General features: G+C 63.5%; 23 protein-coding genes and 2 tRNA genes. 18 read left to right on the top strand and 7 right to left on the bottom strand.

The window, feature by feature from the left end; genetic code table 11:
* Nucleotides 1-26: 26 nt before the first annotated feature.
* From OQE62_RS00730 to OQE62_RS00700, 7 genes are all read right to left on the bottom strand, one after another.
* Entirely contained in the window at nt 27-899 is an 873-nt protein-coding gene (locus tag OQE62_RS00730; RefSeq protein ID WP_265720063.1) for an Lcl C-terminal domain-containing protein, read from the bottom strand.
* A 159-nt stretch (nt 900-1,058) separates the two neighbouring features.
* On the bottom strand, nt 1,059-2,300 hold the full coding sequence (locus tag OQE62_RS00725; RefSeq protein ID WP_265720062.1) for a DUF1552 domain-containing protein: 1,242 nt from the start codon (nt 2,298-2,300) through the stop codon (nt 1,059-1,061).
* A gap of 226 nt (nt 2,301-2,526) precedes the next feature.
* Complete coding sequence (locus OQE62_RS00720) at nt 2,527-6,342, bottom strand: cellulose binding domain-containing protein (RefSeq protein ID WP_377535421.1); 3,816 nt, start codon at nt 6,340-6,342, stop codon at nt 2,527-2,529.
* A 536-nt stretch (nt 6,343-6,878) separates the two neighbouring features.
* Complete coding sequence (locus OQE62_RS00715) at nt 6,879-7,940, bottom strand: helix-turn-helix transcriptional regulator (protein WP_265720060.1); 1,062 nt, start codon at nt 7,938-7,940, stop codon at nt 6,879-6,881.
* A gap of 34 nt (nt 7,941-7,974) precedes the next feature.
* Nucleotides 7,975-8,529: a lytic transglycosylase domain-containing protein gene (locus tag OQE62_RS00710; protein ID WP_265720059.1), complete on the bottom strand. Its 555-nt coding sequence runs from the start codon at nt 8,527-8,529 to the stop codon at nt 7,975-7,977.
* A 158-nt stretch (nt 8,530-8,687) separates the two neighbouring features.
* Nucleotides 8,688-10,430, bottom strand: a complete 1,743-nt coding sequence (locus OQE62_RS00705) for a proline--tRNA ligase (RefSeq protein ID WP_265720058.1) — start codon at nt 10,428-10,430, stop codon at nt 8,688-8,690.
* Nucleotides 10,431-10,562: 132 nt separating this feature from the next.
* Nucleotides 10,563-10,964, bottom strand: coding sequence for an HU family DNA-binding protein (locus OQE62_RS00700; protein ID WP_265720057.1), 402 nt, complete (start codon nt 10,962-10,964; stop codon nt 10,563-10,565).
* A gap of 293 nt (nt 10,965-11,257) precedes the next feature.
* Between OQE62_RS00700 and OQE62_RS00695 the strand changes: the two genes are divergently transcribed.
* The 18 genes from OQE62_RS00695 (at nt 11,258) to nadA (ending at nt 25,680) form a co-directional block, all read left to right on the top strand.
* Entirely contained in the window at nt 11,258-11,515 is a 258-nt protein-coding gene (locus OQE62_RS00695) for an FmdB family zinc ribbon protein (RefSeq protein ID WP_265720056.1), read from the top strand.
* Nucleotides 11,516-11,741: 226 nt separating this feature from the next.
* Nucleotides 11,742-13,520, top strand: coding sequence for an aspartate--tRNA ligase (aspS, locus tag OQE62_RS00690; protein ID WP_265720055.1), 1,779 nt, complete (start codon nt 11,742-11,744; stop codon nt 13,518-13,520).
* Nucleotides 13,521-13,628: 108 nt separating this feature from the next.
* Complete coding sequence (locus OQE62_RS00685) at nt 13,629-14,372, top strand: YebC/PmpR family DNA-binding transcriptional regulator (RefSeq protein ID WP_265720054.1); 744 nt, start codon at nt 13,629-13,631, stop codon at nt 14,370-14,372.
* Between the two features lie 207 nt (nt 14,373-14,579).
* On the top strand, nt 14,580-15,116 hold the full coding sequence (ruvC, locus tag OQE62_RS00680; RefSeq protein ID WP_265720053.1) for a crossover junction endodeoxyribonuclease RuvC: 537 nt from the start codon (nt 14,580-14,582) through the stop codon (nt 15,114-15,116).
* Nucleotides 15,117-15,280: 164 nt separating this feature from the next.
* Complete coding sequence (gene ruvA / locus OQE62_RS00675) at nt 15,281-15,892, top strand: Holliday junction branch migration protein RuvA (RefSeq protein WP_265720052.1); 612 nt, start codon at nt 15,281-15,283, stop codon at nt 15,890-15,892.
* An 87-nt stretch (nt 15,893-15,979) separates the two neighbouring features.
* Nucleotides 15,980-17,053, top strand: coding sequence for a Holliday junction branch migration DNA helicase RuvB (gene ruvB / locus OQE62_RS00670; protein WP_265720051.1), 1,074 nt, complete (start codon nt 15,980-15,982; stop codon nt 17,051-17,053).
* Nucleotides 17,054-17,188: 135 nt separating this feature from the next.
* Nucleotides 17,189-17,593 carry a tol-pal system-associated acyl-CoA thioesterase gene (ybgC, locus tag OQE62_RS00665; RefSeq protein WP_265720050.1) on the top strand — a complete coding sequence of 135 codons (405 nt, stop codon included), beginning with the start codon at nt 17,189-17,191 and terminating at the stop codon, nt 17,591-17,593.
* Between the two features lie 3 nt (nt 17,594-17,596).
* Nucleotides 17,597-18,286 (top strand): protein TolQ, encoded by a 690-nt coding sequence (gene tolQ, locus OQE62_RS00660; protein ID WP_265720049.1) that lies wholly within the window; start codon nt 17,597-17,599, stop codon nt 18,284-18,286.
* Between the two features lie 17 nt (nt 18,287-18,303).
* Nucleotides 18,304-18,735: a protein TolR gene (tolR, locus tag OQE62_RS00655; protein ID WP_265720048.1), complete on the top strand. Its 432-nt coding sequence runs from the start codon at nt 18,304-18,306 to the stop codon at nt 18,733-18,735.
* A gap of 6 nt (nt 18,736-18,741) precedes the next feature.
* The gene (gene tolA / locus OQE62_RS00650; RefSeq protein ID WP_265720047.1) at nt 18,742-19,518 is read left to right on the top strand and encodes a cell envelope integrity protein TolA; all 777 of its coding nucleotides are present in this window, start codon (nt 18,742-18,744) and stop codon (nt 19,516-19,518) included.
* The gene (gene tolB / locus OQE62_RS00645; RefSeq protein ID WP_265720046.1) at nt 19,515-20,813 is read left to right on the top strand and encodes a Tol-Pal system beta propeller repeat protein TolB; all 1,299 of its coding nucleotides are present in this window, start codon (nt 19,515-19,517) and stop codon (nt 20,811-20,813) included. Before tolA ends, tolB begins: the two co-directional genes overlap by 4 nt.
* Before the next feature lie 103 nt (nt 20,814-20,916).
* Nucleotides 20,917-21,399 (top strand): OmpA family protein, encoded by a 483-nt coding sequence (locus tag OQE62_RS00640; protein WP_265720045.1) that lies wholly within the window; start codon nt 20,917-20,919, stop codon nt 21,397-21,399.
* Between the two features lie 18 nt (nt 21,400-21,417).
* On the top strand, nt 21,418-22,254 hold the full coding sequence (locus OQE62_RS00635; protein WP_265720044.1) for a YbgF trimerization domain-containing protein: 837 nt from the start codon (nt 21,418-21,420) through the stop codon (nt 22,252-22,254).
* Nucleotides 22,255-22,599: 345 nt separating this feature from the next.
* Nucleotides 22,600-23,259, top strand: a complete 660-nt coding sequence (gene queE / locus OQE62_RS00630) for a 7-carboxy-7-deazaguanine synthase QueE (RefSeq protein WP_265720043.1) — start codon at nt 22,600-22,602, stop codon at nt 23,257-23,259.
* Nucleotides 23,260-23,417: 158 nt separating this feature from the next.
* Nucleotides 23,418-24,095 (top strand): 7-cyano-7-deazaguanine synthase QueC, encoded by a 678-nt coding sequence (gene queC, locus OQE62_RS00625; RefSeq protein WP_265720042.1) that lies wholly within the window; start codon nt 23,418-23,420, stop codon nt 24,093-24,095.
* 118 nt (nt 24,096-24,213) lie between these two features.
* Nucleotides 24,214-24,289, top strand: a tRNA-Lys gene (locus OQE62_RS00620).
* Between the two features lie 102 nt (nt 24,290-24,391).
* Nucleotides 24,392-24,467 (top strand) — tRNA-Lys (locus tag OQE62_RS00615).
* 142 nt (nt 24,468-24,609) lie between these two features.
* A complete protein-coding gene (gene nadA, locus OQE62_RS00610) occupies nt 24,610-25,680 on the top strand; it encodes a quinolinate synthase NadA (protein WP_265720041.1) in 1,071 nt (356 codons plus the stop codon).
* The last annotated feature ends 29 nt before the right edge of the window (nt 25,681-25,709 follow it).

The raw sequence follows: 25,709 nt of genomic DNA, 5'->3' as shown, positions 1-25,709 counted from the left end.
GACCCCTGCTTTCCATACCCTGTTAATCATTCGGCCCCCGTTCCGGGTCGGTTTTTATCGCCCTTCCAGTCCCTCACCAGGCGCAGGTGGCGGCCGTTATTGCGCGGCATGGGTGCGGAATAGCCGAACTGGAAGTTGACCGCCCAGGCTCGCTCCTGCAGTTTTGCGTCCGGTGAATGGCTCCAGTAGAAACCGCTTTTGGTGTTGGGAAAATAGGTGGTGTCGGCGGCCGGCGCACTGCGTCCGAAGTGCACCAGGCTGGCCAGCTCGTCGAGACTGGGAACACGCCAATCCCTATGCCCGCACAGGCCGCCCCGGTTGATACGACTGACGTATTCCTCGATGTTGCAGTAGGTGGCGGGCTGGCCTTCGAGGTAGCCGGTACACTGCGCATAGCGGCTGTTCCAGTCGCCGATGGCGCCGCCGTTGACGCCTTTGTTGGGGTTGTACCAGGTGTAGACATCGTCTGCGTCGTGCATGCCCCGGTTGCCGTAGGTCCCGTCGCCCGGCTGTTTTATCTCCCAGGCCAGGCCGGTGGTTTCGTCGAGCACGCACTGCCAGTCCTGTGCATCCGCGGGCAGCGGTTCGCCTCCGGCGTCGATTTTGCGATAGGCGAAGCTCGCAGCGCCATCGGCGTCGCCGCCGTGCCTGCAATCCTGTTGGCTGAGAATATCGCCGGCAATGGCGTCTCCCTCGGGCAGCAGCTTTTTGTCGATGCTGGCGCTGCAGTCGTCGTTGACGCCGCGGGGGTAGTCGGCGCCCCAGGTGATACCGGTGTCGTTGAGGCGGCCCTGCGGTGACGCAGTGTCCTCGTCGGGCTTCGAACAGCTGCCCGCGCAGGCGAGTGCGACAGCCAGTGCGATGAGGCCTGTGTTTTTATTCTCGAGCATGTTGGGCATTTATAAAGTCGTTATTTCGCCTTTCAGGTCAATGCAGAAGAGCCATATTGTGTAGGATGGGCACAGGAGCGCAGCGACGTGCCCATCATTCGGGCGCCGCTGATGGGCACGCTACGCTTTGCCCATCCTGCGAAGAGAGTGGGCTTATTTTATTGGCATTCAGGCCAGAACACCCGGAATCACTTCGCTCTCATAGCCCTGGTAGGCCGGGTGCTGGTCGGCCTGCAGTGCCACTGCGGCGGTGTGTACCTGGTGCAGGGGCGTATAGGCGGCGCTGCCGGCATTGGACACGCCGCGCTGGATGGTGCCGCCACCGCCGGCCATGATCAGCGGGATGTCGTTGCTGCCGTGGGCGTCGCCGTTGCCCATATCGGAGACCTCGCAGACGATGGTGCTGTCGAGCAGCCCGCGGTCCCTGAGTTTCCCGATCAGGATGGCTGACAGGCTGCTCAGGTGGGCGCGCGTCTCCCGGTAGTGGGGGTAGGTGGGGTCGCCACCGTTACCGCCGTGGATCGAGTTGTGGTAGGTATCCTTGAAATCCAGGTAGGGCAGCGCAAACTCGGCGCCGTCGTTGCCGAGTGCCAGGGAGCAGGAGGCGGTCAGGTTGCACTCCAGCGCCAGTGTGATGATATCCGCCTGCAGTTCCGCCTGCTGCTGGAAAGTGGAAAACTCGATCGGGAAGGGATCGGGCTCCGTGGCGCCGCCGCAGGAGAGGCCGCCGCCGGCCAGGTCCTGCAGGCGCTGCTGGGTTTCCTCGATGGCGGTCAGGTGCGAATCCAGGCGCTGCTGTTCGTAGTTGCCCAGTTTCGTTTTCAGGGCATTGGCCGCTTCGAGATGTGCATCCACCGCGTTCAGCTTGGGATCGCCACCGCCGCCCTGCAGGTTGCCGAACAGTTGGTTGAAGGCATTGAAGGGATTGTCCTCAAACGGGACTTCCGAGCCGTTGTCCTTGGTGAGGGTGCCGTTGCCGTTGCTGTGTACCCCCAGGTTGACGTAGGTGAAGGGCAGGTCGCCGCCGAGGATCCGGCCCATGTTGACGTCGAAACTGTCGCCGCCCCAACTGTTGTTGATGATGGTGGGCATCACGCCGTGGCCGCCGCGGTGGTGGCTCATGCTCCGCAGGAAGTTGCACTCGCCGGCGACGCTGCTGTAGGGCTGGGACATGGCGCCGAAACTGGTGAGGTCGCTGTTGGGAAACCAGTGTTCGGGGAGGGCGCCGTCGGGCACGTAGATGACCACCGACTTGTTGGGCCCGGTCTGCGCTTCCGCCCGGCGGGCGGCCATCATGCCCGCGACCAGCGGCGAGGCCTGCAGCAGCCCCCGGGTGATACCGGCGGCTGCGAAAATTTTCAGTAAATCCCGACGTCTTTTGTCGAATACGTTCTTGTGTCGCTTTGCCATGACCTGAACCTTTTTATTTTTGCGGTAACTGCTCACGTCTCTTGTTGCCGATAAGAGAGGCTGGGGGCGGCCCTGCTACCGGGGAAAGTTTGCGGGACACGCCGTGCATACATCCCTGTAGGCTTGTCTGCGAGGTCCCTCTCGCAGACAGTCCCGCAAACTTTCCCCGGTATCAGGGCCTTCGCATCTGACTCAGCCGTTCTTTTCCGGGGCCCGAGTCCCCTCTTCACCGCGCCCACGCCTTGCGGTAACGCACCGCCTGCAGTGTGCTCATGCGCTCGAGCATCGTGCGGGGATCCTGTTCCACGAGGGTGTCGGTCATATCCTGCACCGTGCAGGTGTAACCGTCCTCTTCGACCGGATCGAGTTCCCGCCCCTCGGGATTCATGTTGTCGATGCTGTCGTGTCCGACGCCGAGCATGAAGCGGAAGAGGTTCTGCGATACGCAGGATTGTGCGCTGGGCAGGGTCGCCAGTACCTGGCCCAGCCCCCGGGCGCCCTCGAACGCGATCGACTCGCCGCGGTTGCTCAATACATCGGGTGCGTACAGCTCCCCGCTGGCGTCGATCACGTTGCCGTTCAGGTCGACGCTGCGCGGGTTGCCCACGGAGTCGAAGTCCTCCATGCCGCCACCGAGCGGGTTGATCCACTCCCGGTGGCAGTTGAGGCAGGGCGAAACGGACGTCAGTGCTTCATATTTATCGCGATTGGTGGTCGCCGGGTCGGCGATCAGGTCCGCCAGTTCCTCGAGGCGTTCCGCGCGGCTCTCGGCGATGCCGGCGGGCGGGTCCGGCTGGTCCTGGCACAGCATGCGGCGGCGCACGCGCACCGAGCGCCGGATGGGCGAGGTCTCGACCCGCTCGGCCCAGCGCGCCATAAAGGCGCCGCTGGTGAGGATACCGCCGCGATCGCTGGTGGTGACCCGTTGGAAGCTATCGCCGGAGACGCCGCCGATACCGTAGTGCTGCGCCAGCGGCCCGTTGACGAAGGTCCAGTTGGCGTCGTAGAGGGAGGCGAAGGATTCCTCGCCGCTCAGCATCACCTCCGCGAACACTTCGCGGATCTCCCGCTCCATGTGCGGCGCCACTTCCTCGAAGCCGGGCCAGGTGGCCGCATCCTTGGGGGATTTTTCCAGGTTGTCGGTATCCAGCCAGCTGCCGACGAAATTGCCCATGGTTTCCCGGGCGTCGGACAGGTCCAGCAACCGCTGCGCTTCCTGCCGGATCTGTGCCGGGTCGCGCAACTGGTCGTTGGCCGCCTTCTGCAGGGCGGTATCGTCCGGTGTGGAGCCGGTGAAGGAATAGCTCAACCAGGTGGCCATTTCGTGGGAGGTCAGCTCGAAGGCGTCCGCATCGAGTTCGCTGTTGGCCGGGTTGGATTCGCCCAGCTCGTGGCGGTAGAGGAACTGCGGCGAGGACAGCATGGTCATCAGGGCGAGCTGGATGCCGGTGTGCACGTCGCCCTCGGTGAAGGTGCCGTTGGCCAGCTCCGTGTAGGTCGTCACTTCCTGGCTGTCCAGCGGGCGGCGGAACACTCTGGGGGCAAAGTCGCCGATAAACTGGTCCACGCAGTCCTGGTTGAAGGAATCACAGCTCAGTGCCGGCGCGTAATCGCGCGCCGCGGACCAGGCCGCGATTTCCTCCGCCGCCGTCAGGTAGCGGTCGTAGGTGCCGGTGACGATGGCGGCGTGGGTGTTGTTGGCGAAGTAGCCCACCGTGCTGTCTTCGGACAGCTCGCCGGATGCGTCGTAATCGACTCCCAGCAGGTCCTCGACAGTGTTCTGGTACTCGGACCGGGTCAGTATCTTCAGCTGGCGGGCGCCGTAGCGGACCATGCTGCAGTTGGGCGGTTGCTGGTCTTCCCAGAAGGTGTCGGCGATATAGTTGCCCACCTTGTCCGCGCAGTCCGCGCCGCAGACTTCCGGCTGGCCCTGGGGCATGGCGTCCTCGATAAAGCCGATCATGAAGTCCAGGTCCTGGGGCGTGGTCAGCGGTATGCCCACGGAGCCGCCTTCACCCGCGAAGCCGTGGCAGTGGGCGCAGTCGCTGGCATAGATTTCGGAGCCGGTCATATTGCCGGTGCCGCCGCTGGAGGAGCTGGACGACGAACTGGAGCTGCTGGACGAGGAGCTGGAACTGCTGCTCGAAGAGCCGCCCGGCCCCAGGCAGTCGGGCACGGTGAAGCTGCCGTCGTGGTCGCCCTGGAAGCCGAACGAGGCGCTGCCGCCGGGCGAGAGGCTGCCGTTCCAGCCCACGTCCCTGGCCGTGGCCGTGTTGTCCGAGACACTCAGGTCCACGTTCCAGCTGCCGGTGACCTGCGGCGGCTCGCTGAACGGCAGGGTGATCTCCCAGCTGTCCACGGCGCTGTTGCCGCCGTTGGTGACGGTGATATCCAGCTGGTAGCCGTTGCCCCAGACATTCTGGCTGGTGATCGAGCAGCTTACGTCACCGCCGCCGGGGTTGCCGCTGGAGGAGCTGCTGGACGTCGAGCTACTGGACGTGGAACTGCTCGAGCTGGAACTGCTGGCGCTCGAAGAGGCGCTGCTGCTGGACGACGAGCTGGAGCTGCCGCCGCCCTCGGCGGCGATCCGGTGCAGGGTGCCGCCGGCGATATCCACCAGGTAGAGCTCACCGCTGTTGGACTGGCCGAAGGAGGTGATGCTCAGGTCCGTGTCCAACAGCTGGTGCATGGCGTCGGTATAGGCCCAGACCCTGCCGCTCTGGTAGTCGGCGAACAGGTAGGCGCCGCCCATGCCGGCGATCTGCGAGCCGCGATAGACATAGCCGCCGGTGATCGACTGCCCCTGGCTGTGATCGTACTCGAACAGGGGGTCGTCGTAGGGACCGCTGCTGTCGCAGCTGTTGGAGGTGGTGTGGAATCCTTCCCGGCAACGCCAGCCGTAGTTGCCGCCGTTTTCGATAATATCGACTTCCTCGTACTCCGCTTGGCCCACATCCGCCAGCCACAGGTCGCCGGTAAGCCTGTCGAAGCTCCAGCGCCAGGGGTTTCTCAGGCCGTAGGCGTAGATCTCCGGCTGGCCGCCGCCGTTGGCGAAGGGGTTGTCCGTGGGAATGCCGTAGGGGGAGCCGCTGTCCACATCGATCCGGAGCATGGAGCCGTGCCAGGTACTGGTGTCCTGGCCGTTGGCCTCGGGATCGTTGGCCGAACCGCCGTCGCCGAAGCCGATATACAGGTAGCCGTCGGGCCCGAACGCGATCTGGCCGCCGTTGTGGTTGGCGTAGGGCTGCTGCAGGGTGAGGAGGTCCTGGCGCGAACCGGCGTCCAGGGCGGTGCCACTGGCATTCTCGGTATAGCGGGCGACGACCGATGTCATCGGCTCCGAATCCGCTGTGGTAAACGACAGGTACACCTGGCCGTTGTTCTGGTAGTCCGGGTGGAAGGCCATCCCCAGCAGGCCGCCCTCGACCGCGGTGTCCACCAGGCCGGACAGGTCCAGGTAGGGGGTCTTGGTGGATGTGGCGCTGTTGTTGGCGTCGATCCAGTAGACCATGCCGGTTTTTTCCAGCAGGTACCAGCGCGAATCGTCCCCCGGTGCCTGCATCAACCCCAGTGGCTGGCTGAAGGTCAGGTTCGGGAAGGCCCGCTCTATCTCCACTGCTGGCGGTGGGCCGCTGGGGCCACCGCTGCTCGAACTGGAACTGCTCGACGAAGAACTGCTGCTGGAACTCGACGAGGAGCTAGAGCTGGAACTCGAATTGCCGCCGCCGTCGCAAACCGGGCCGGTTATCTCCGGTATCGCGGCGCCGTCCGCTCCGTTGCTCACCTGCAGGCCCAACTCGGCATACTGCCCGGGCTGGATGCTGCCGTTCCACGACAGGTTGCTGGCGGTGTAGGGATTGTCGCCGGAGACATTGGCATTCCAGCTGTCGGTCAGGACGCTGCCATCGCCGTATTCCCACTGGACTTCCCAGCCGTCGATGGCGCTTTCGCCGTCGTTGGTGATACGGATCGCGGCCTGCGCGCCCGAGCCCCAGTCGTTGCCCACTGTGTACTCGCAGGTGGCGGCGGTCGCTGTCTGCACCGATGCCCATAAACACGAGCACAGAAATAATGACGAGATGTTCAAGGCGGGGGTTTTCATTATTATTTCCTGCACCGTCAATAGGTAAATGGATACCACCGCATGCGGTGGCGCCTTTACGACCTCGGTATGTCCGAGGAATTGATGCCGGGTAGATAGCAGCGGCCATATAGCGGCGATGCACTGCTGCCAGCGTGAGGTGCGGAAGGAAGTCCGGGATGTTTTCTGTCTGCGAACAGTCTGATCCCCGGGTTTCTGTTTTTATTATTCTGTTTTTTTATCTTGTCTTTTTTCTCGCCCGGCCTGCCGTTTCTGGATTCAGCGCTTCGGATACTGGGCCGGGCTGCGAAACAATGTAAGCGTTTCCATTTTAATCCACAACTGTGGCAAGGGGATTTGGCGCTGCTTTCTTTATTCAGTTTTTTACAGGGAGAGTTGTGAGAAGCCGGTCACGGTAAACAAGAGGGCATCCATCTTGCTGGTAAATACAGTGAGAGTGGCCGGTTTGCAGGTCTTCGAAGAAAGCGGGAAGCGCGTCAGGCCGGCAGCCGTTCGCGCCGGAATTCCGTGGGGGTCATATTGTGGCGACGCTTGAAGGCGGCATTGAACGGGCTCAGGGAGCGGTAGCCGATATCCAGCGCAATCGACAGCACCGGCAGGTGCGCCTGGTCGGGACTGGCGAGGCGCGCACTGGCCTCGTCGATACGGAAGCGGTTCAGGTATTCATTGAAATTGCGGTAGCCCAGGTGGCGGTTGATCAGTGTACGCAGTACATACTCGCGGGCGTCCAGTTGTGTCGCCAGTTCGCGGATGGTCAGCCCGGTGTGGCGGTAGCCGCCAGCGGCCATATGCGACTCCAGCCTGTCGAGCAGTTGTCGCTGGGCTTCGTCCAGCGGTGCCGGCGTTTCCTCCGCAGCGGCGTTGCTGTCCGTTGGCCGGGGCATGGATTCGGTCAGTGCGTTTGGCGACAGCGCCAGCAGCCACAGGCAGGCGGCAAAGATCAGCAGGCTGGCGAGAAATGCGTGCAGGGTCGGTAGGCCCGCGGGCACCGGCTGGTAGGAAAACAGAAACTCGGCGCAGACCACGATCAGCATATAGCCGCCCACCGCAATCAGCAGCAGCGCCCGCAGGCGACGGCGCGCCGCCACCAGGTCCGACTGGTAGCGCTGCAGCAGTGCCAGCATACCGGCGGCGATCAGGCCCAGCTTCAGTGGCTGCGACAGCACGTAGAGGGTTTCGTGTAACCGTGAAGATGGCGGGAAGTCGAGATGGCCCGCGGCCACGCTGATCGCGACGGACAGCGACACGGGAATCCAGCCCCAGCACGGGAAAGGCTCGCCTTCGCTGCTGAGCAGGTGCGCGAAAAGCCAGAAGGCCGCCGGCACCAGGATGGTGGGCAGATCGAGCAGGAATTCAATGAAACGGCTTTCCAGCGGCAACAGTGGTCGCAGCAGATAGCAGAAGACCCCGGCCAGCAACAGGAGCAGCCAGCGCCCCGCGGCCTGCTGCCGATACCCGATCGCCAGCCGCGCTGCCGCCAGCAGCAACAGGCCGCAGGCGCTGCCGGTGAAGAACAGGTAGCTGCTTTCCGCTGTCATTCCCCGGGGCCCTCGATCCGTACCTGACACCACATTAGCGCCAGCGCTCCGCCCAGGCGTCCAGCACCTTGCTGGAATAGGTATGGCGGCCGTAACTGCCATTGTAATAGGCCAGCGCGTTGGCCAGGTTGCCCTCGGCCTTGCCGATATAGTGTTTGAGGATGGTGCAGCCGTAGCGCAGGTTGGTGTCCATATCGATCAGGTTGTCCTCCGGGCGGCCGATTTCGTTTTTCCAGAAGGGCATCACCTGCATCATCCCCTGGGCACCGACGCGGGATACGGCGTAGGGATCGAAGGCGCTCTCTATCTGGATGACGGCGAGCACGATTTCCGGACGCAGGCCGGCCAGGGTGGCCTCGCGGTGCACCGCTTTCAGTACGTGCATACGGTCCTGGGGCTCGTCGATATAGCGGGCCAGCGGCTGGGATTTGGCCATCAGCCAGACTTCCGCGTCGAAGCGGTCGGTGAAACTGTCGGCCCCGGTCACCGCCTCTTTCAGGGCGCGCTTCAGCGCCGGGTCGATATCCGGCGCCGACTGGGCCACAGCGGGCAGGCACAGCAGCAGGGTGAGCAGGGTTTTTCTTATCATGGGCGGGATTTTACGAAAAGGCGCGGGGAAAGGGCAGGGGCAATTGTGGATTGCCGGTCGTGCCGGACCCGATTCCGGGACCGGGGGGCCGGATCGAGTCCTGCATCGGGTGCGGGGGTTGTCGGGGTTCGCGGCGCTCGCCCCAAGCTGCGCTCGAATCAGCCGTCGAGCTTTTTCAGCAGCACTTCCTCCAGCTGCGATTCCGCAAACTCCTGGCTCTCGGCATCCCGGCGCCCCTTGTATTCCACCACGCCCTTTTCCAGGCCGCGGTCGCCGACCACGATGCGGTGCGGGATACCGGTAAGCTCTACGTCGGCGAGCATGGCGCCCAGGCGGGCCTTGGGTTCGTCCATCAGCAGCACGTCGACGCCTTTTGCGCGCAGGGATTCGTACAGGTGTTCGCACTTCTCCCGCACCCGGTCGCTCTTGTGCATGTTGATCGGCACGATCGCCAACTGGAAGGGGGCGATGGCGTCGGGCCAGATGATGCCGGCGTCGTCGTGGTTCTGCTCGATGGCGGCGGCGACGATGCGGGATACGCCGATGCCGTAGCAGCCCATATCCATCCGCTGTTCCTTGCCGTTCTCGTCCAGCACCGTGGCGTTCATGGCTCGGCTGTATTTGTCGCCTAGCTGGAAGATATGGCCCACCTCGATACCGCGTTTGATCTCCAGGCTGCCCCGGCCGTCCGGGCTGGGATCGCCGGCGACCACGTTGCGCAGGTCCTCGACCCGGCCCAGCGGGGTGTCGCGGTCCCAGTTGACGCCGGTGTAGTGGTAGTCGTCCAGGTTGGCACCGCAGACGAAATCCGCCAGGTGGGCGGCGGCGCGGTCGACGATGGTATCTATCTTCAGGCCTACCGGGCCCAGGGAGCCGATGCCGCAGCCGAGCTCTTTGGCAATGCGCTCCTCGGGCGCGAATTCCAGCGGGCTGGCGATGCCCGGCAGTTTTTCCGCTTTCAGTTCGTTCAGTTCGTGGTCGCCGCGCAGTACCAGCGCCACCAGCGGGGCCGCGTTTTCCGGTTCCGGGCTTTCTTCTCCGCACTCGCCGAGCACGATCAGTGTCTTGACCGACTGCACCGGATCCGCTTTCAGGAAGTCGCTCACGGCGGCGATGGTTTTCTGCCCCGGCGTGTGCACCTGCTGCATGTCTTTTGTGGCTGCCGGGCGCTCGCCGGTGGGTGCGGCGGCTTCCGCCAGTTCCACGTTGGCGGCGTAGCGGCTCTCGGTAGAGAAGGCGATATCGTCCTCGCCGCTTTCCGCCAGCACGTGGAATTCGTGCGAACTGGAGCCACCGATGGCGCCGGTGTCCGCGAGCACCGGGCGGTAGTCCAGGCCGATGCGGTCGAAGATGCGGCAGTAGGCGCCGTGCATCGCATCGTAGGTCTCCTGCAGGGAGTCCGGGTCAATATGGAAGGAGTAGGCATCCTTCATGGTGAATTCCCGCGAGCGCATCACGCCGAAGCGCGGCCGTATCTCGTCGCGGAACTTGGTCTGGACCTGGTAGAAGTTGGCCGGCAGCTGTTTGTAGCTGTTGATCTCGTTGCGGATCAGGTCGGTGATCACTTCCTCGTGGGTGGGCCCCAGGCAGAAGGCGTTGTCGTGGCGGTCCCGCAGGCGCAGCAGCTCGGGGCCGTACTCCTGCCAGCGGCCGGACTCTTCCCACAGCTCCGCCGGCTGTACGACCGGCATCAGCACTTCCAGCGCGCCGGCATTGTCCATCTCCTCGCGCACGATGCGCTCCACTTTGCGCAGCACCCGCAGGCCGGTCGGTAGCCAGGTGTACAGGCCGGAGGCGAGGCGGCGGATCATGCCGGCGCGCAGCATCAGCTGGTGGCTGATGACCACGGCGTCGCTGGGCGTTTCTTTCTGGGTGGCGATCAGGTAGCGGGATGCGCGCATAGGGTCGTGTTCTGTTTGTGTTGCTTCGGGGGCGGGTATTCTACGGCATTTGGCGGGGAGGGGAGGAGTGGTCGGTGGCCGGTAATCGGGGCGCGCTCGCCACTGACCACCGGCCACCAACCATCAGAAGCCTCAGGACTCGGCCATTTCCTTCAGCTTCTTCAGCGGGCGCACCTTGACCTGGGTGCTGGCCGGTTTGGCCTTGAACATGGTCTCTTCGCCGGTGAAGGGGTTGATGCCCTTGCGCGCTTTCTTGGCCGGCTTCTTCACGGTGGTGATCTTGAGCAGGCCCGGTAGGGCGAACTCGCCCACGGAGCGCTTCTTCACGTGGCTGTGGATCACGTCGTTCAGCTCGTCCAGAACCGACTGGACCTGCTTGCGGGTCAGGTCGGTATTCTCGGCGATCTGGTTGAGGATCTGGGTCTTGGTGTATTTTTCCTTGACCGCCTTCACCTTCTTGGCCGGGGCGGCGGCCTTCTTGGCTGCGGTCTTCTTGGCGGGTGCTTTCTTAGCTGCTTTTTTCTTTGCGGCCATGAGTAGCTTCCTTCTCTGATCGTGTTTTCCAGTGAGAGTGTGTTCGTACGCCCGTTACGTTACCGCGGGAGCCCCGGGGGTACGCAACAGGTGTTGGGGCAAGTATATATAGTTTTTGTTCGCCCGCACGGGAAAATACGGGAAAAATAGTGCTTTTTTACACATTTTTGGGGGCCGGACCGCATCTTCATGCTTCATATATGGTGTATCCATTGCCTCTTGCCGCCACTGCTTCTTCCGGCTGGGGGGGTCATGTATAATCTGCGCCCCTTAAAAGTACCGGGTATTGACCAATGCCGATCTACGAATACCAGTGCAAAGCCTGCGGCCACGAAATGGAGAAGCTGCAGCGGATGAGTGACGCTCCCCTGACGGACTGCCCGGCCTGTGAGCGGGCCGAACTGCGCAAGAAGATCTCCGCGGCGGGCTTCCGCCTCAAGGGCGGGGGATGGTACGAGACCGATTTCAAGACCGGTGGCAAGAAGAACCTGGCCGGCGACGCGGCCAAAGCCGGGTCCGGGCCGGCGGCGGACAAACCGGCCGCGAGCTGACGCCGGGGCAGGGACAGGCGGGTCCAGTGGGCCGTGCGCAAAGTTCTGTAACAGTTCGCTGCGCCAGAACGCCCGGCTCTGCGTTGAGAAAGCTCGAAATAGAACCACTATTCCAGCGCTTTCTCGCCCTGATCTGGACGTTTTGGCTGGGCTCCTTTGCTACAGAACTTCACACACGGCCCACTGGGGGCCCAGAATCAACTTTCGACAACGGGAATTTGCATCCATGCGCACCGACTACTGTGGCGCCCTTCGCTCTGCGGATATTGACCGCACTGTAACCCTCTGCGGCTGGGTGGACCGCCGCCGCGATCACGGCGGGGTCATCTTCATCGACCTGCGCGACCGCGACGGTATCGCCCAGGTGGTGTTCGATCCGGACGCCGGGTCGCACTTCGAGAAGGCCGACCGGGTGCGCAGCGAGTATGTACTGAAGGTAACCGGCCGCGTGCGCGCCCGGGCCGCCGAGGCGGTGAACCCGAATATGGGCACCGGCGAAATCGAGATCTACGGCACGGAGCTGGAGATTCTCAATACCGCCGAAACCGTGCCCTTCCAGTTGGACGAGCACACCGCGGTGGGCGAGGACGTGCGCCTCAAGTACCGCTACCTGGACCTGCGCCGCACCGAGATGCAGCACAACCTGCGTTTCCGCTCCAAGCTGACCACCGCCATCCGCAATTACCTGGACGGCGAGGGCTTCCTGGATATCGAGACCCCGATCCTCACCCGCGCCACCCCCGAGGGGGCCCGCGACTACCTGGTGCCGAGCCGCACCCACGGGGGCAAGTTCTTCGCCCTGCCGCAGTCGCCGCAGTTGTTCAAACAGCTGCTGATGGTGTCCGGTTTCGACCGCTACTACCAGATCGCCAAGTGCTTCCGCGACGAGGACCTGCGCGCGGATCGCCAGCCGGAATTCACCCAGATCGATATCGAGACCGCCTTCCTCGACGAGGCCGGCATCATGTCCGTCACCGAGGGCATGGTGCGCAGCCTGTTCAGCGAGTTGAAAGGCGTGGAGCTGGGCGAGTTCCCGCGTATGACCTATTACGAGGCGATGCTCAAGTACGGCTCCGACAAGCCGGACCTGCGCATTCCGCTGGAGATGGTCGAGATCAAGGACCTGATGACCGAGGTGGACTTCAAGGTCTTCTCCGGCCCCGCCAACGACCCGAAGGGCCGTGTGACCGCGCTCAAGGTGCCCGGCGGCAACGACAAGCTGACCCGCAAGCAGATCGACGACTACACCAAGTTTGTCGGCATCTACGGCGCCAAGGGACTGGCCTATATCAAGGTCAACGACAAGTCCGACCTCGAGGGCGGATTGCAGTCGCCGATCGTCAAGTTCCTGCCCAACGAGACCCGCGCGGCGATTCTCGATCGGCTGGAGGCCGAGAACGGCGACCTGATCTTCTTCGGCGCCGACAAGGCCAAGGTGGTTTCCGAGGCCCTGGGCGCACTGCGCTGCAAGCTGGGCGAGGACCTGGAGCTGTACACCCGCGACTGGGCCCCGCTGTGGGTCGTGGACTTCCCCATGTTCGAGGAAGACGATAACGGCGGCCTGACCTCGCTGCACCACCCATTCACCGCCCCCTCCTGCTCGCCGGAGCAACTGGAGGAGAATCCGTTGGAGGCGCTGTCGCGGGCCTACGACATGGTGTTGAACGGCACCGAACTGGGCGGCGGTTCCATCCGTATCCACGACCAGTCCATGCAGGAATCGGTATTCCGCGTGTTGGGTATCGGCGAGCAGGAGCAGCGGGAGAAATTCGGCTTCCTGCTGGATGCGCTCAAGTACGGCGCGCCGCCCCACGGCGGCCTGGCCTTCGGCCTCGATCGGCTGGTGATGTTGATGACCGACAGCGATTCGATCCGCGATGTGATTGCCTTCCCGAAAACCCAGAGCGCGGCCGATGTGATGACCGATGCGCCGGGCACAGTGGAGAACAGGCAGTTGCGGGAGCTGAATATCCGCCTGCGCCAGAAGGAAGAGAAAATCAGTTAACAGTCGTCATTCCGGCGCATGCCGGAATCCAGTGTCTTCTGGTCCCCGGCCGCGCCGGGGGAGCGGGAAAATTGTAAAAGCCACAGCGGAGAAATACCGGAGAAAATAATGGCTGGACACAGTAAATGGGCCAACATCAAACACCGCAAGGCGGCCCAGGATGCCAAACGCGGCAAGATTTTCACCAAGATCATCCGCGAGCTGACCGTGGCCGCCAAGGGCGGCCCCAACCCGGATGACAACCCCGCCCTGCGCACCGCCATCGACAAGGCGCTGGGCGCCAACATGAAGAAGGACACCATCGACAAGGCCGTCGCCCGCGGCGCCGGCAATGCCGAGGGAGACAACTACGAGGCCTGCACCTACGAGGGTTACGCCGTCGGCGGTGTCGCCATCCTGGTGGAGTGCCTCACCGACAACCGCAACCGCACAGTGAGCGAGGTGCGCCACGCCTTCACCAAGCGCGGCGGCAACCTGGGCACCGACGGCTCCGTGGCCTATCTCTTTACCCGCAAGGGCCAGATGTACTACGAATCCGGCACCGATGAAGAGGCCCTGATGGAGGCGGCCCTGGAGGCCGGCGCCGACGATATCGAGACCAACGACGACGGCAGCATCGAGCTCACCACCGAGTTCCAGGACTATATGCCGGTCAAGGACGCCCTGACCGAAGCCGGCTTCAAGCCGGACGGCGCCGAGATCGCCATGATCCCGTCCACCACCATTCCGTTGGAGAAAGACGGCGCCGAGAAGGTGCTGGCGCTGGTGGATATGCTGGAAGACCTGGACGACGTACAGAATGTCTATACCAATGCGGATATCCCGGAAGAGGTGATGGCCGAGTTGGGGTGATATTGTCGGGACCCGGGCGGTGCGCGCGGCGCACCCTACGACCCCCCCGAACTTCGAAAGAGTAGCTCCCCTCTCCCTCTGGGAGAGGGGCCGGGGGAGAGGGCCGGACCTGCGCCCCGGAATCGCCGGCCTTCCATCGCCAACTTGACGCCTCCCGCCCACCTTGGGAAACTCCCGCCACTATATAAACGTACAGGGATATAGCCTGTGACCCGAATCCTGGGCATAGACCCCGGCTCGCGCAAAACCGGCTACGGCCTGATCGATGTGCAGCGCGGCAAGGCCGCCTATGTCGCCAGCGGCGTGATCCGCATTCCCGACGGGCCACTGCCGGAACGTCTCAAGCTCATTTTCGACGCGGTCAGCCAGATAGCGGAGCAGCACGCCCCCGGGCAGATGGCGATCGAGAATGTGTTCATGGCCAAGAGCGCCGGATCGGCGCTCAAACTGGGCCAGGCCCGCGGCGCCGCCATCGTCGCCGCCGTCAATGCGGACCTGCTGGTCTCCGAGTACGAGGCGCGCAAGGTCAAGCAGGCCGTGGTGGGTAACGGTGCAGCGGACAAGCTGCAGGTGCAGCATATGGTCAAGACCCTGCTGAACCTGCCCGCGTCGCCGCAGGAGGACGCCGCCGACGCCCTGGCGGTGGCCCTGTGCCATATGCACACCTCCCAGACCCTGCTGCAGACCGCCGGCGGTGGTGGTGCCCGGGGGCGCTTCCGCCGCGGGCGATTAAGTATTCGATAGTCAGATGCGAAGGCGCTGCTGCGGATAGTCCCTTGCGGGACTGTCGGCGAGAGGGACCTCGCCGACAAGCCTCCAGGGATGGATTCACGGCGTGTCCCGCAAGGGACTATCCGCAGCAGCGCCGCCCCGGAGCCAGAAAAGAACAACCCGGAACCAGAGAAAGAATGATAGGAAGACTCAGCGGCACCCTCGCCGCCGTTCAACCGCCGAACATGCTGGTGGATGTACAGGGGATCGGCTACGAAGTGCTGGCTCCCATGACCACCATTTTCGAATTGCCGCCCCTGGGCCAGCCGGTGCAGTTGCACACCCACCTGGCGGTGTCGGAAACCGCCCAGACCCTGTACGGCTTTATCCGCGACGCCGACCGCCAGCTGTTCCGCACCCTGATCAAGGTCAATGGTGTGGGGCCCAAGATGGCGCTGGCGATTCTGTCTGGCCTGGACGGTGCCGCGCTGTCCCGCTGTGTGGCGGAGGACAATGTCGGCGCGCTGGTCAAGGTGCCTGGCGTGGGCAAGAAGACCGCTGAGCGCCTGATTATCGAGCTGCGCGACAAGCTGGCGCCGCAGTTTGGCGATTCGAACGATATCCCGCTGATGACCGCGTCCGCCGAACCGAAAGTGGATTGTGCCGGCGAGGCCGAGAGCGCCCTGGCCGCACTGGGCTACAAGCCCACCGAGGCCAGCAAGATGGTGGCCCGCGCCAGCAAGGAGCAGCCGGACGCCGACAGCGCCACGCTGATCCGCCTGGCGCTGAAGGGCCTGGCGCCGGCATGATGGGTGGTCGGTGGTCTGTGAATGATGATGTAGGGGCGAGCACAGGGTTTGCCCCTACGACAGATATTGTGCTCGCGGGGGAAAATGATGATTGAAGCCGACCGCCTGATCGCCCCGGAGCCCCAGGGCCCTTCCGGCCAGGAAGAACAGTACGACCGTGCCGTGCGCCCGAAAAAAATGGCGGATTACGTCGGCCAGCCGGTGGTGCGCGAGCAGATGGAGATCTTTATCCAGGCCGCCAGGCTGCGCGACGAGGCCCTGGATCACACACTGGTGTTCGGCCCGCCGGGCCTGGGCAAGACCACCCTGGCGAATATCATCGCCGCAGAGATGGGGGTGGCCATCAAGACTACCTCCGGCCCGGTACTGGAGAAAGCCGGCGACCTGGCCGCGATCATGACCAACCTCGAGTCGGGGGACGTGCTGTTTATCGACGAGATCCACCGCCTCAGTCCCCATGTGGAGGAGGTGCTCTATCCGGCAATGGAGGATTACCAGCTGGATATCATGATCGGGGAGGGCCCGGCGGCGCGCTCGATCAAGCTGGACCTGCCGCCGTTCACCCTGGTGGGCGCTACCACGCGCGCGGGATTGCTGACGTCGCCGCTGCGCGACCGCTTCGGCATAGTGCAGCGCCTGGAGTTTTACGGCGTCGAGGACCTGACCAGTATCGTGCGCCGCTCCGCCGGCCTGATGGGGGTGGAGACGGACGCCGGCGGCGCCCTGGAAGTGGCCCGCCGCGCCCGCGGTACGCCGCGGATCGCCAACCGCCTGCTGCGCCGGGTGCGCGACTACGCCGAGGTGAAGGGCAATGGCAAGGTGGATGCGGCCATCGCCGACGCCGCACTGAACATGCTCAATGTGGATGCCAGCGGCTTCGACCAGCTCGACCGGCGGATGCTGCTGGCCGTGATGGAGAAGTTCGACGGCGGCCCGGTGGGGGTGGACAGCCTCGCCGCGGCGGTCAGCGAGGAGCGGGACACCCTCGAGGATGTGATAGAGCCCTACCTGATCCAGCAGGGCTACGTGGCGCGCACCCCCCGCGGGCGGGTGGCCACGGGGCTGGCGTACGAGCATTTCGGGATACCGAAGCCGGATAGATTGTTCGGGACCCGGGACCCGGGACCCGGAACCCGGGGAAAAGCGCCGGAGCGCGAATAAAGCAAAGAGGGCGGTCTCGCCGGAGCGTAGGGTGCGCCGTGCGCACCGTCCGGCCGGCGCACCCTGCTCGAGCCCCGAAAAAAGCCACCCGACCAACGGACACCCAGAACCACCCACAGAACGATAACGAACCCCATGACCGAACCCTTCACCCTCCCCATCCGCGTCTATATCGAAGACACGGACGCGGGCGGAATCGTCTACTACGTGAATTACCTGAAGTATATGGAGCGCGCGCGCACAGAATTCATGCGTTCGTTGGGCTATGATAAGCCCGCCATGCCGCAGCAGGGGCTGTTGCTGGTGGTGCACTCGGCGGAGATCCAGTACCGCCGCTCGGCCTGGCTGGACGATTCGTTGCGGGCCACGGCGGCGGTTGGCAAACTGGGACGCGCCGGGATGACCTTTGAACAAAAAATATGGCGCGACGATGAAATTATCTGCGAGGGCGCGGTCAAAGTGGCCTGCGTCGCGGATGACAACCGCAGGCCCTGCGCGCTACCCAAACCCATTTACTCAGCATTAAAGGCAGCTTGTTAAAAAATGAACGCCGGTGAACAACTTTCCCTGTGGGGGCTGATACAGAACGCCAGCCTGCTGGTGCAGCTGGTCATGTTGCTACTGCTGCTGGCCTCGGTCATTTCCTGGGTCATGATCATTCAGCGCGGTTTCTACCTGTCCCGCGCCCGCAAGGCGCTGATCAAGTTCGAGCGCCGCTTCTGGTCCGGTGCCGACGTCAACCAGCTGTTCCGAGAGGGCAACGCACGCGCCGAGCGCGGCGGGACCGACGGCGTCGAATCCCTGTTCCGCGCCGGCTTCACCGAGTTCACCCGCCTGCGCCAGCAGGGCCGCAGCAGCCCCGAGGCAGTGATGGAGGGCACCGAGCGCGCCATGCGCGTGGCCATGTCCCGCGAACAGGAAAAGGCGGAGATGAACCTGCCGTTCCTCGCCAGTGTGGGCTCGGTGAGCCCCTATATCGGCCTGTTCGGCACCGTCTGGGGCATCATGAACTCCTTCCGCAGCCTGGCCACCATGCACCAGGCGACCATTGCCACGGTGGCGCCGGGTATCAGTGAGGCACTGGTGGCCACTGCCATGGGCCTGTTCGCGGCGATTCCGGCGGTGATGGCCTACAACCGCTACTCGGCCAAGGCGGAGTGGCTGCTGTCCAGCTACGAGACCTTCGCCGAGGAGTTCTCCTCGATCCTGCACCGCAAAGTGCACTCCAGCTGAGTGGATAGACGACCCCTATGAGTGTGTTTCGCAAGGGACCCAAGAAAAAGCTGGTATCGGAAATCAACGTCGTCCCCTATATCGACGTGATGCTGGTGCTGTTGATCGTCTTCATGGTGACCGCGCCACTATTGATGCAGGGGGTCAAGGTGGACCTGCCCAACGCGCCCTCGGCACCGATCGACGATACGGACGACGAGCCGCTGATCGTCTCGGTGCGCGCCGACGGTACCTACTACCTGAACCTGGGCGAGGACGAGAAAGCGGCCAAGCCCCTGGAGGAAATCGGGGAAACTGTCGCCAAGGTTCTGCGTCAAAAACCCGAGACGCCGGTGTTGGTCTGGGGCGATACCGAGGCCAAATACGGCCTGATCGTCGGCGCCATGACCCACTTGCAGCGGGCGGGTGCGCCCAGCGTGGGGCTGGTCACCGAGCCGCCACAGGAATAGCGTCATATGCGGGCCAATTCCTATGTATTGCCTGTTGTCGTCAGCCTGCTGTTCCACGGGTTGCTGATCGCCGTGCTCGGTTTTGGCTGGGAGGCGACCGAGGAGCCCGAGCGCACCATGCCGCAGTTCGTGCAGGCGAAACTGGTTACGGTTGACGCCACGGTAAAAAAGAAAAAGGCGCCAAAGAAGGTAGATTTGCGCGAGAAACGACGCCAGCAGGAGCTGGAGCGCCAGCGCAAGGCGGAAGCGGAGAAAAAGCGCCGAGCCGCCCTCGAGCGCAAGAAAAAGGCCGAGGCGGAAAAGAAGCGCAAGGCCGAGGCCGAGCGCAAACGCAAGGCGGCGGAGGAAAAGGCCCGGCGCGAGAAAGAACGCAAGGAGCGCGAGCGCCGGGAGCAGCGGGAGCGCGAACGCCAGAGTGCCTTTGACGAGGCGCTCGAAGACGAGGAAGAACTGCTCGACGCGCGAGAGGACGCCCAGGCGGTGATGTCCATCGCCCAGGCTATCCAGCAGCGTATCGAAGCGGTCTGGAGCCTGCCGCCCAGCGCGCGCAATGGTATGGTGACCGAAGTACGGATCAGCTTTGTGCCCACCGGTCGTGTGGTGGCCGCCGATGTCACCGAAAGCAGCGGCAACGCCGCCCTGGACCGCTCGGTGCTCAATGCGGTGCGGAAGGTCGAGGTCTTTCCGGAGGTCAAGGATCTGGCCCGCGAGGAACCGGCGCTGTTCGAGCGCGAAGTACGTACCACGAGATTGATTTTCAGAGTCGAAGGCCTGCGCCAATGATCAAAAAACTCAAGTTGTCCTTGATAGTCATTTTTGCCAACTGCCTGCTGGTGGTCGCCGCCCAGGCGCAGTTGGTGGTGGAAATTTCCGGGGATGTCCAGGATCCCACCCCGATTGCCATATCGCCGTTCGGCTGGTCCGGCAGCGGGGTGCTGTCCGAGGATGTGTCCGAAATCGTCTCCGCGGACCTGCGCCGCAGCGGCCTGTTTGACCCGGTGCCGCGCGAGGACATGCTGTCCTTTCCCAAGACGCCGGAAAATGTGGCGTATCGCGATTGGCGAATCCTGGGAACCGAATACGTGGTAACGGGTCGTATAGAGCCCCAGGCGGGCGGCTACCTGCTGACCTTCGATCTGGTGAATATCTTCGGACAGAGCAAGATGTTCACCAAGCAGGTCAGGGGGAGCGGCCAGCAGCTCAGGGATATGGCGCACCGCGCGGCGGACGAGATCTTCGAGGCGATCACCGGCATTCGCGGTGCTTTCTCCACGGAGATGCTCTACGTACAGGAGACGACCCGCGGCGGTCGCCCCAGCTACGCGCTGATGCGGGCGGATATCGATGGAGCGCGGGCGCGGGAAGTGCGCCGTTTCGATCAGCCGGTGATGTCGCCGATGTGGTCGCCGGACGGCCAGGAAGTGGCCTATGTCTCCTTCGAAACCGGCCGCCCGGCGATCTTCCGTGAAAACCTGCAGACCGGGGCGCGCCAGCAGTTGACCGACTTCGAGGGGATCAACAGCTCGCCGACCTGGTCGCCGGATGGAACCAAACTGGCGATGGTGCTATCGAAAGACGGCAATCCGGAGATCTATGTTCTGGACCTGAATACCGGTCGGTTTAAACGGATGACGCGGCACTTTGCCATCGACACCGAGCCGAACTGGATGCCGGACGGTAAATCACTGGTTTTCACTTCAGATAGGGGAGGTAAGCCACAAATTTATGAATTGACCCTTGCCACCGGTCAAGTGGACCGCTTAACCTTCGATGGCGACTACAACGCAAGGCCGCGGGTATCGCCGGATGGGAAAACGCTGGTCATGGTGCATCGCAGCAGGGGAGTTTTCACGATTGCTACGATGGATATCGAGTCCGGCAGAATGCGTGTTCTCACGGAGACGAGCTTGGATGAGTCCCCCAGCATTGCACCCAACGGCGCGATGCTGATGTATGCCACCAAGCGGGGGGATAAGGGAATTCTGGCAGCGGTATCGCTGGATGCCGGCGGTAAGTACAACCTGCCGTCCCAACGGGGGGATGTTCGCGAACCGGCGTGGTCGCCATACTTTGATTGATTGGGGTGCTCGTTCGATTGGGCTGAGGCCTTCGGCGGGTATGGATTCAGAGACAAAGAAGTCTTTCAGGATTTTTCTATAACACAAAATAGCGGAGTTGCTTATGTTGAAATCAGTAAAAACCGGCCTGGGTCTGGCCTGCGTTCTGGCGGTAACGGCCGGTTGTTCCAGCACCGATACCGACGACAGCGCACAACAGGAAATGACCCAGCAGCCGCAGGAGCCGGTGGTGGATACCCCGCCCGAGCCGAAAGAAGCCATGCCGCTGGACAATATCGTCTACTTCGATTTTGACCAGTCCCTGCTGAAGCCGGATACCCGTGAGCTGCTGATTCAGCACGCCGATCGCCTGCGCGGCACCACCCAGAACGTACGCCTGGAAGGTCATGCCGACGAGCTGGGCACCCGCGAGTACAACCTGGCCCTGGGTGAGCGCCGCGCCAACGCCGTGCGCGATTTCCTGGTGCTGCAGGGCGTGGACGCCAACAGCCTGGAAGTGATCAGCTACGGCGAAGAGCGCCCGGCCCAGTCTGGTTCCAGCGAGAGTGCTCGCGCGATGAACCGTCGTGTTGTGATCGTAAAATAATCGTGTAAGCTGCCAACGATGGCTTTGACGATTAAACAGATCGCGATTGCCGCAGCCGCCCTGGCTGCGGCATCGCCCGTATTCTCCCAGGCGCCGATTGTCGACCTGTCCGGTGACGACAGGGCGCAATCGACGTCTTCCTCCCCGGATACCACCAGTTCCGAACCCGCCTACCGGGAAACCCGGATGGCGCGGGCATCGGCTCCCGCCCCGCGCGCCCAGAGCGATCAGCAGGCGGACGCCTACTACCAGATGCAGGTACTGCAGCAGGAAGTCCAGGAGTTGCGCGGCACGGTGGAAGAGCTGCGCCACGAGGTAAAGCGCCTCAAGCAGCAGCGCACCGACGACTATATGGATCTGGACAGGCGCATTTCCCGCCTTTCGGGCAATGGGCCCGTCGGGATCCCGCCCGGCGGCGGTGATTCCGAAGGCAATGACGCCTCGAGCCCGGCGCAGCAGCCCGGCAGTGAGTCGGCGGCCGCCAGTGAAGAGGAGCGCGACCGCTACCAGGCCAGCTTTGGCCTCGCTCGCGACGGCGACTACGATGGCGCCAGTGCCGAGTTCGAGAAGCTGCTCGAGGACTTCCCCGACGGCCAGTATGCCCCCAATGCCAACTACTGGCTGGGTGAGATAGCGTTGGTGCAGGGCAACCTGGAAGAGGCGCGCCAGTGGTTTGTGGCGTTGCTGGACGGCTATCCCGATTCCACCAAGGTCTGGGACGGCCGCTACAAGCTGGGCACTGTTTACCACCAGTTGGGCGAAGAGCAGAAGGCCCGCGAACTGCTGGAGCAGGTCGCCGCCAGCGACGCCCGGGCCTCCGGCCTGGCCAAGAAGTATCTGGAGCAGAACTTCTGAACACCCGGGATCCGGGCGGTGCGCACGGCGCACCCTACACTTCCCCCCAAAGTCCGAAAAAGTAGCTCTCCTCTCCCACCGGGACAAATTTGACTGGATCAAATTTGGGCGCCGAAGGCGCCCGCTAAGCGGGCGAGCGCCAGGGATGGCGCGAGTCAGTGGGGCCGGGGGAGAGGGCATAGAAGAGCCCGGTGGTTCCCATGCCCCCGATGTTGGACTTTCGCGGGTTGGGAAGAGGCTGGCGGACCAGTCTCGAAGCCTCCCGCTGGTTTTTTAACCACAAAACCTCTATGATCCCGCGCCCGGGCGGCATGTGCCGTCCGGGCGTTTTCTATTGTGGTAGCAATGACTGACTTGACCGCGGAGTCGCTCCGCATCACCGAGATCTTCTATTCCCTGCAGGGGGAGGCGCGGGAGTCCGGCTACCCGACGGTATTCGTGCGCCTAACCGGCTGCCCGCTGCGCTGTACCTACTGCGACTCCGAGTACGCCTTCCATGGCGGCGAGCGCATGACCCTGGCGCAGATCCTGCAGGAGGTGAAGAGCCACCCGGCGCGCCATGTCTGTGTCAGCGGCGGCGAGCCGCTGGCCCAGCCCAACTGCCTGCCGCTGCTGACGGCGCTGTGCGACGCCGGCTACCGGGTATCCCTGGAAACCGGCGGTGCCATGCCGGTGGGGGCCGTGGACACTCGCGTGTCGCGGGTGGTCGACCTGAAGACGCCGGCCTCCGGCGAACAGCACCGCAATCGCATGGACAATATCGACGTCCTCACCGGGCGCGACCAGATCAAGTTCGTGATCTGCGATCGCTCGGATTTCGACTGGGCCAGCTTCACCGTCGACCGCTACCGGCTGACCGAACGGGTGGGGGAAGTGCTCTTCTCTCCCAGCTACGAACAGGTCCCGCCGCGACAACTGGCCGAGTGGATCCTCGAGGCCGGCCTGCCGGTGCGCATGCAACTGCAGATGCACAAGCTGCTCTGGGGCGATGTTCCCGGGGTGTAGCTTGGTAGCTTGCTGCGGACTGGGCGCGCGGTGCACCCTGGAATTCCCCGAAATCTGAACGCATAGCTCCCCTACTCCCTCCGGGAGAGGGGCCGGGGGAGAGGGCGGCGGGTTTGGCACCCAATCCTATCCCCTGAACACTGATTCACGAGGAAATCATGACCACGAAAAAAGCCGTAGTCCTGCTATCCGGCGGCCTGGATTCCGCCACTGTACTGGCGATGGCCCGCGCCGAGGGCTTCGAATGCTACGCGCTGGGCTTCGACTACGGCCAGCGCAGCAGCGCCGAACTGGCGGCCGCCCGGCGGGTGGCCGCCGATCAGGAGACCCGCGAACACAAGGTGGTACAACTGGGCCTGGGCGCCATCGGCGGCTCTGCGCTGACCGACGACAGCATCGACGTACCGGAGGAGGAGACCGGCGGTATTCCGGTGACCTATGTACCGGCGCGCAATACCGTATTCCTGTCCATCGCCCTGGGCTGGGCCGAGGTGCTGGGAGCGCAGGATATCTTCGTCGGTGTCAATGCGGTGGACTACTCCGGCTACCCGGATTGTCGCCCGGAATATATAGAGGCCTTCGAAAAGACAGCCAACCTGGCCACGCGGGCCGGTGTGGAGGGGCGCGGCCTCAGGATCCGCGCGCCGCTGATGGAAATGTCCAAGGCGGATATCGTGCGCCGCGGCACCGAACTGGGAGTGGACTACAGTTTGACGGTATCCTGCTATCAGGCACGGCCGGACGGCGCCGCCTGCGGCCGCTGCGACAGCTGCCGCCTGCGGGCGGCCGGTTTCACCGAGGCCGGCCTGGCGGACCCGACGATCTACGCGGGTTGACTGCAGGAGCCTGCAATGCGGCGCTAACCCCTTAAATTCTTTGAATTTTTACCGCCGGGTATTGTCTTTTGGAAATAGATCCGTAAGATACGCAGCTCCTCGACAGCGAGGCATCAACGGGTCGTTAGCTCAGTTGGTAGAGCAGTTGGCTTTTAACCAATTGGTCGCTGGTTCGAATCCAGCACGACCCACCATCTTTCCGGAAGGGCCGCCACTGGCGGCCCTTCCTGTATGGATTGCAGCGCCGCGGGCGTTGCTTTTCGGCAGCAGATCAGTATGATGCGCTCCTCTTTTGCGGGTCGTTAGCTCAGTCGGTAGAGCAGTTGGCTTTTAACCAATTGGTCGCTGGTTCGAATCCAGCACGACCCACCATTCCCCCTTGTATCCTCCGTCCGTTTCGCGCGTACGCGAATTTGAGATCTGCACAGGTGCCGTCTTACACTCTGGGCCCGGGCTGCAACAGTCTGGTCACAAAAGGCTATAATGCGCGCTTTTCCACTGGTGACAGGTAATCATGACCGAGAAGTTGGTTCCCACAGAAGACGTCGATTCCCGCTCCGGTTCCAGGTCGATAGTGCAGGCCCACCTGGCCGAGCCGGCTGTACACGAGTACAGCGAGGACGAGTTGCAGCTGTGGCGCGAGCGCATCAAGCGCCTGCTGAAGGAACAGAACGCGGTGCTGGTGGCCCACTACTACACGGATCCGCTGATCCAGGCACTGGCGGAGGAGACCGGTGGCTGCGTGTCGGATTCACTGGAGATGGCGCGCTTCGGCGCCGAACACCAGGCGGACACGCTGATCGTGGCCGGGGTGAAATTCATGGGCGAGACCGCCAAGATCCTGACGCCGGAAAAGCGCGTATTGATGCCCACCCTGGAAGCCACCTGTTCCCTGGATATCGGCTGTCCGCCGGAGGAGTTTTCCGCCTTCTGCGATGCCAACGCCGACCGCACCGTGGTCGTCTATGCGAACACTTCAGCGGCGGTAAAGGCGCGCGCCGACTGGGTGGTAACCTCCAGTATCGCGCTGGATGTGGTGGATCACCTGGACGCGCAGGGCGAGAAGATCCTGTGGGCGCCGGACAAGCACCTGGGTAGCTATGTGCAGCGGGAAACCGGCGCGGACGTGCTGCTGTGGGACGGTTCCTGCATCGTGCACGAGGAATTCAAGGCCAAGGGCGTACAGGACCTGAAGGCCATGTACCCGGATGCCGTGGTGCTGGTGCACCCGGAATCGCCGGCGGCGGTGGTGGAACTGGCGGATGTGGTGGGTTCCACTTCGCAGATCATCAATGCGGCCAGGACGCGCCCGGAAAAGCGCTTTATCGTCGCCACTGACCAGGGCATCTTCTACAAGATGCAGCAGCAGTGCCCGGACAAGGAGCTGATCGTCGCCCCCACCGCCGGTGCCGGCGCCACCTGTCGCAGCTGCGCCAACTGCCCGTGGATGGCGATGAACGGGCTTGAAAACCTCTGCGGGGTGCTGGAGCGCGGCGACAACGAAATCCTGGTGGACCCGGACCTGGGCCGGCGCGCGATGATCCCGCTGCAGCGGATGCTGGACTTCCGCAAACCGCTGGACTAGGGCGAATGATGAATGCGGAATGATGACAT

The organism is Microbulbifer halophilus, from assembly GCF_026183675.1.
GTDB lineage: Bacteria > Pseudomonadota > Gammaproteobacteria > Pseudomonadales > Cellvibrionaceae > Microbulbifer > Microbulbifer halophilus.
Note: the sequence above shows the minus strand (reverse complement) of the source record. Positions and strands in the feature narration are given on the sequence as shown.

Excerpts from the sequence above, each read along its gene's own strand:
- OQE62_RS00730 (WP_265720063.1), bottom strand. The coding sequence starts at position 899 with ATGCCCAACATGCTCGAGAATAAAAACACAGGCCTCATCGCACTGGCT.
- OQE62_RS00725 (WP_265720062.1), bottom strand. The coding sequence starts at position 2,300 with ATGGCAAAGCGACACAAGAACGTATTCGACAAAAGACGTCGGGATTTA.
- OQE62_RS00715 (WP_265720060.1), bottom strand. The coding sequence starts at position 7,940 with ATGACAGCGGAAAGCAGCTACCTGTTCTTCACCGGCAGCGCCTGCGGC.
- OQE62_RS00710 (WP_265720059.1), bottom strand. The coding sequence starts at position 8,529 with ATGATAAGAAAAACCCTGCTCACCCTGCTGCTGTGCCTGCCCGCTGTG.
- OQE62_RS00705 (WP_265720058.1), bottom strand. The coding sequence starts at position 10,430 with ATGCGCGCATCCCGCTACCTGATCGCCACCCAGAAAGAAACGCCCAGC.
- OQE62_RS00700 (WP_265720057.1), bottom strand. The coding sequence starts at position 10,964 with ATGGCCGCAAAGAAAAAAGCAGCTAAGAAAGCACCCGCCAAGAAGACC.
- OQE62_RS00695 (WP_265720056.1), top strand. The coding sequence starts at position 11,258 with ATGCCGATCTACGAATACCAGTGCAAAGCCTGCGGCCACGAAATGGAG.
- aspS (WP_265720055.1), top strand. The coding sequence starts at position 11,742 with ATGCGCACCGACTACTGTGGCGCCCTTCGCTCTGCGGATATTGACCGC.
- OQE62_RS00685 (WP_265720054.1), top strand. The coding sequence starts at position 13,629 with ATGGCTGGACACAGTAAATGGGCCAACATCAAACACCGCAAGGCGGCC.
- ruvA (WP_265720052.1), top strand. The coding sequence starts at position 15,281 with ATGATAGGAAGACTCAGCGGCACCCTCGCCGCCGTTCAACCGCCGAAC.
- ruvB (WP_265720051.1), top strand. The coding sequence starts at position 15,980 with ATGATTGAAGCCGACCGCCTGATCGCCCCGGAGCCCCAGGGCCCTTCC.
- ybgC (WP_265720050.1), top strand. The coding sequence starts at position 17,189 with ATGACCGAACCCTTCACCCTCCCCATCCGCGTCTATATCGAAGACACG.
- tolQ (WP_265720049.1), top strand. The coding sequence starts at position 17,597 with ATGAACGCCGGTGAACAACTTTCCCTGTGGGGGCTGATACAGAACGCC.
- tolR (WP_265720048.1), top strand. The coding sequence starts at position 18,304 with ATGAGTGTGTTTCGCAAGGGACCCAAGAAAAAGCTGGTATCGGAAATC.
- tolA (WP_265720047.1), top strand. The coding sequence starts at position 18,742 with ATGCGGGCCAATTCCTATGTATTGCCTGTTGTCGTCAGCCTGCTGTTC.
- tolB (WP_265720046.1), top strand. The coding sequence starts at position 19,515 with ATGATCAAAAAACTCAAGTTGTCCTTGATAGTCATTTTTGCCAACTGC.
- OQE62_RS00640 (WP_265720045.1), top strand. The coding sequence starts at position 20,917 with ATGTTGAAATCAGTAAAAACCGGCCTGGGTCTGGCCTGCGTTCTGGCG.
- OQE62_RS00635 (WP_265720044.1), top strand. The coding sequence starts at position 21,418 with ATGGCTTTGACGATTAAACAGATCGCGATTGCCGCAGCCGCCCTGGCT.
- queE (WP_265720043.1), top strand. The coding sequence starts at position 22,600 with ATGACTGACTTGACCGCGGAGTCGCTCCGCATCACCGAGATCTTCTAT.
- queC (WP_265720042.1), top strand. The coding sequence starts at position 23,418 with ATGACCACGAAAAAAGCCGTAGTCCTGCTATCCGGCGGCCTGGATTCC.
- nadA (WP_265720041.1), top strand. The coding sequence starts at position 24,610 with ATGACCGAGAAGTTGGTTCCCACAGAAGACGTCGATTCCCGCTCCGGT.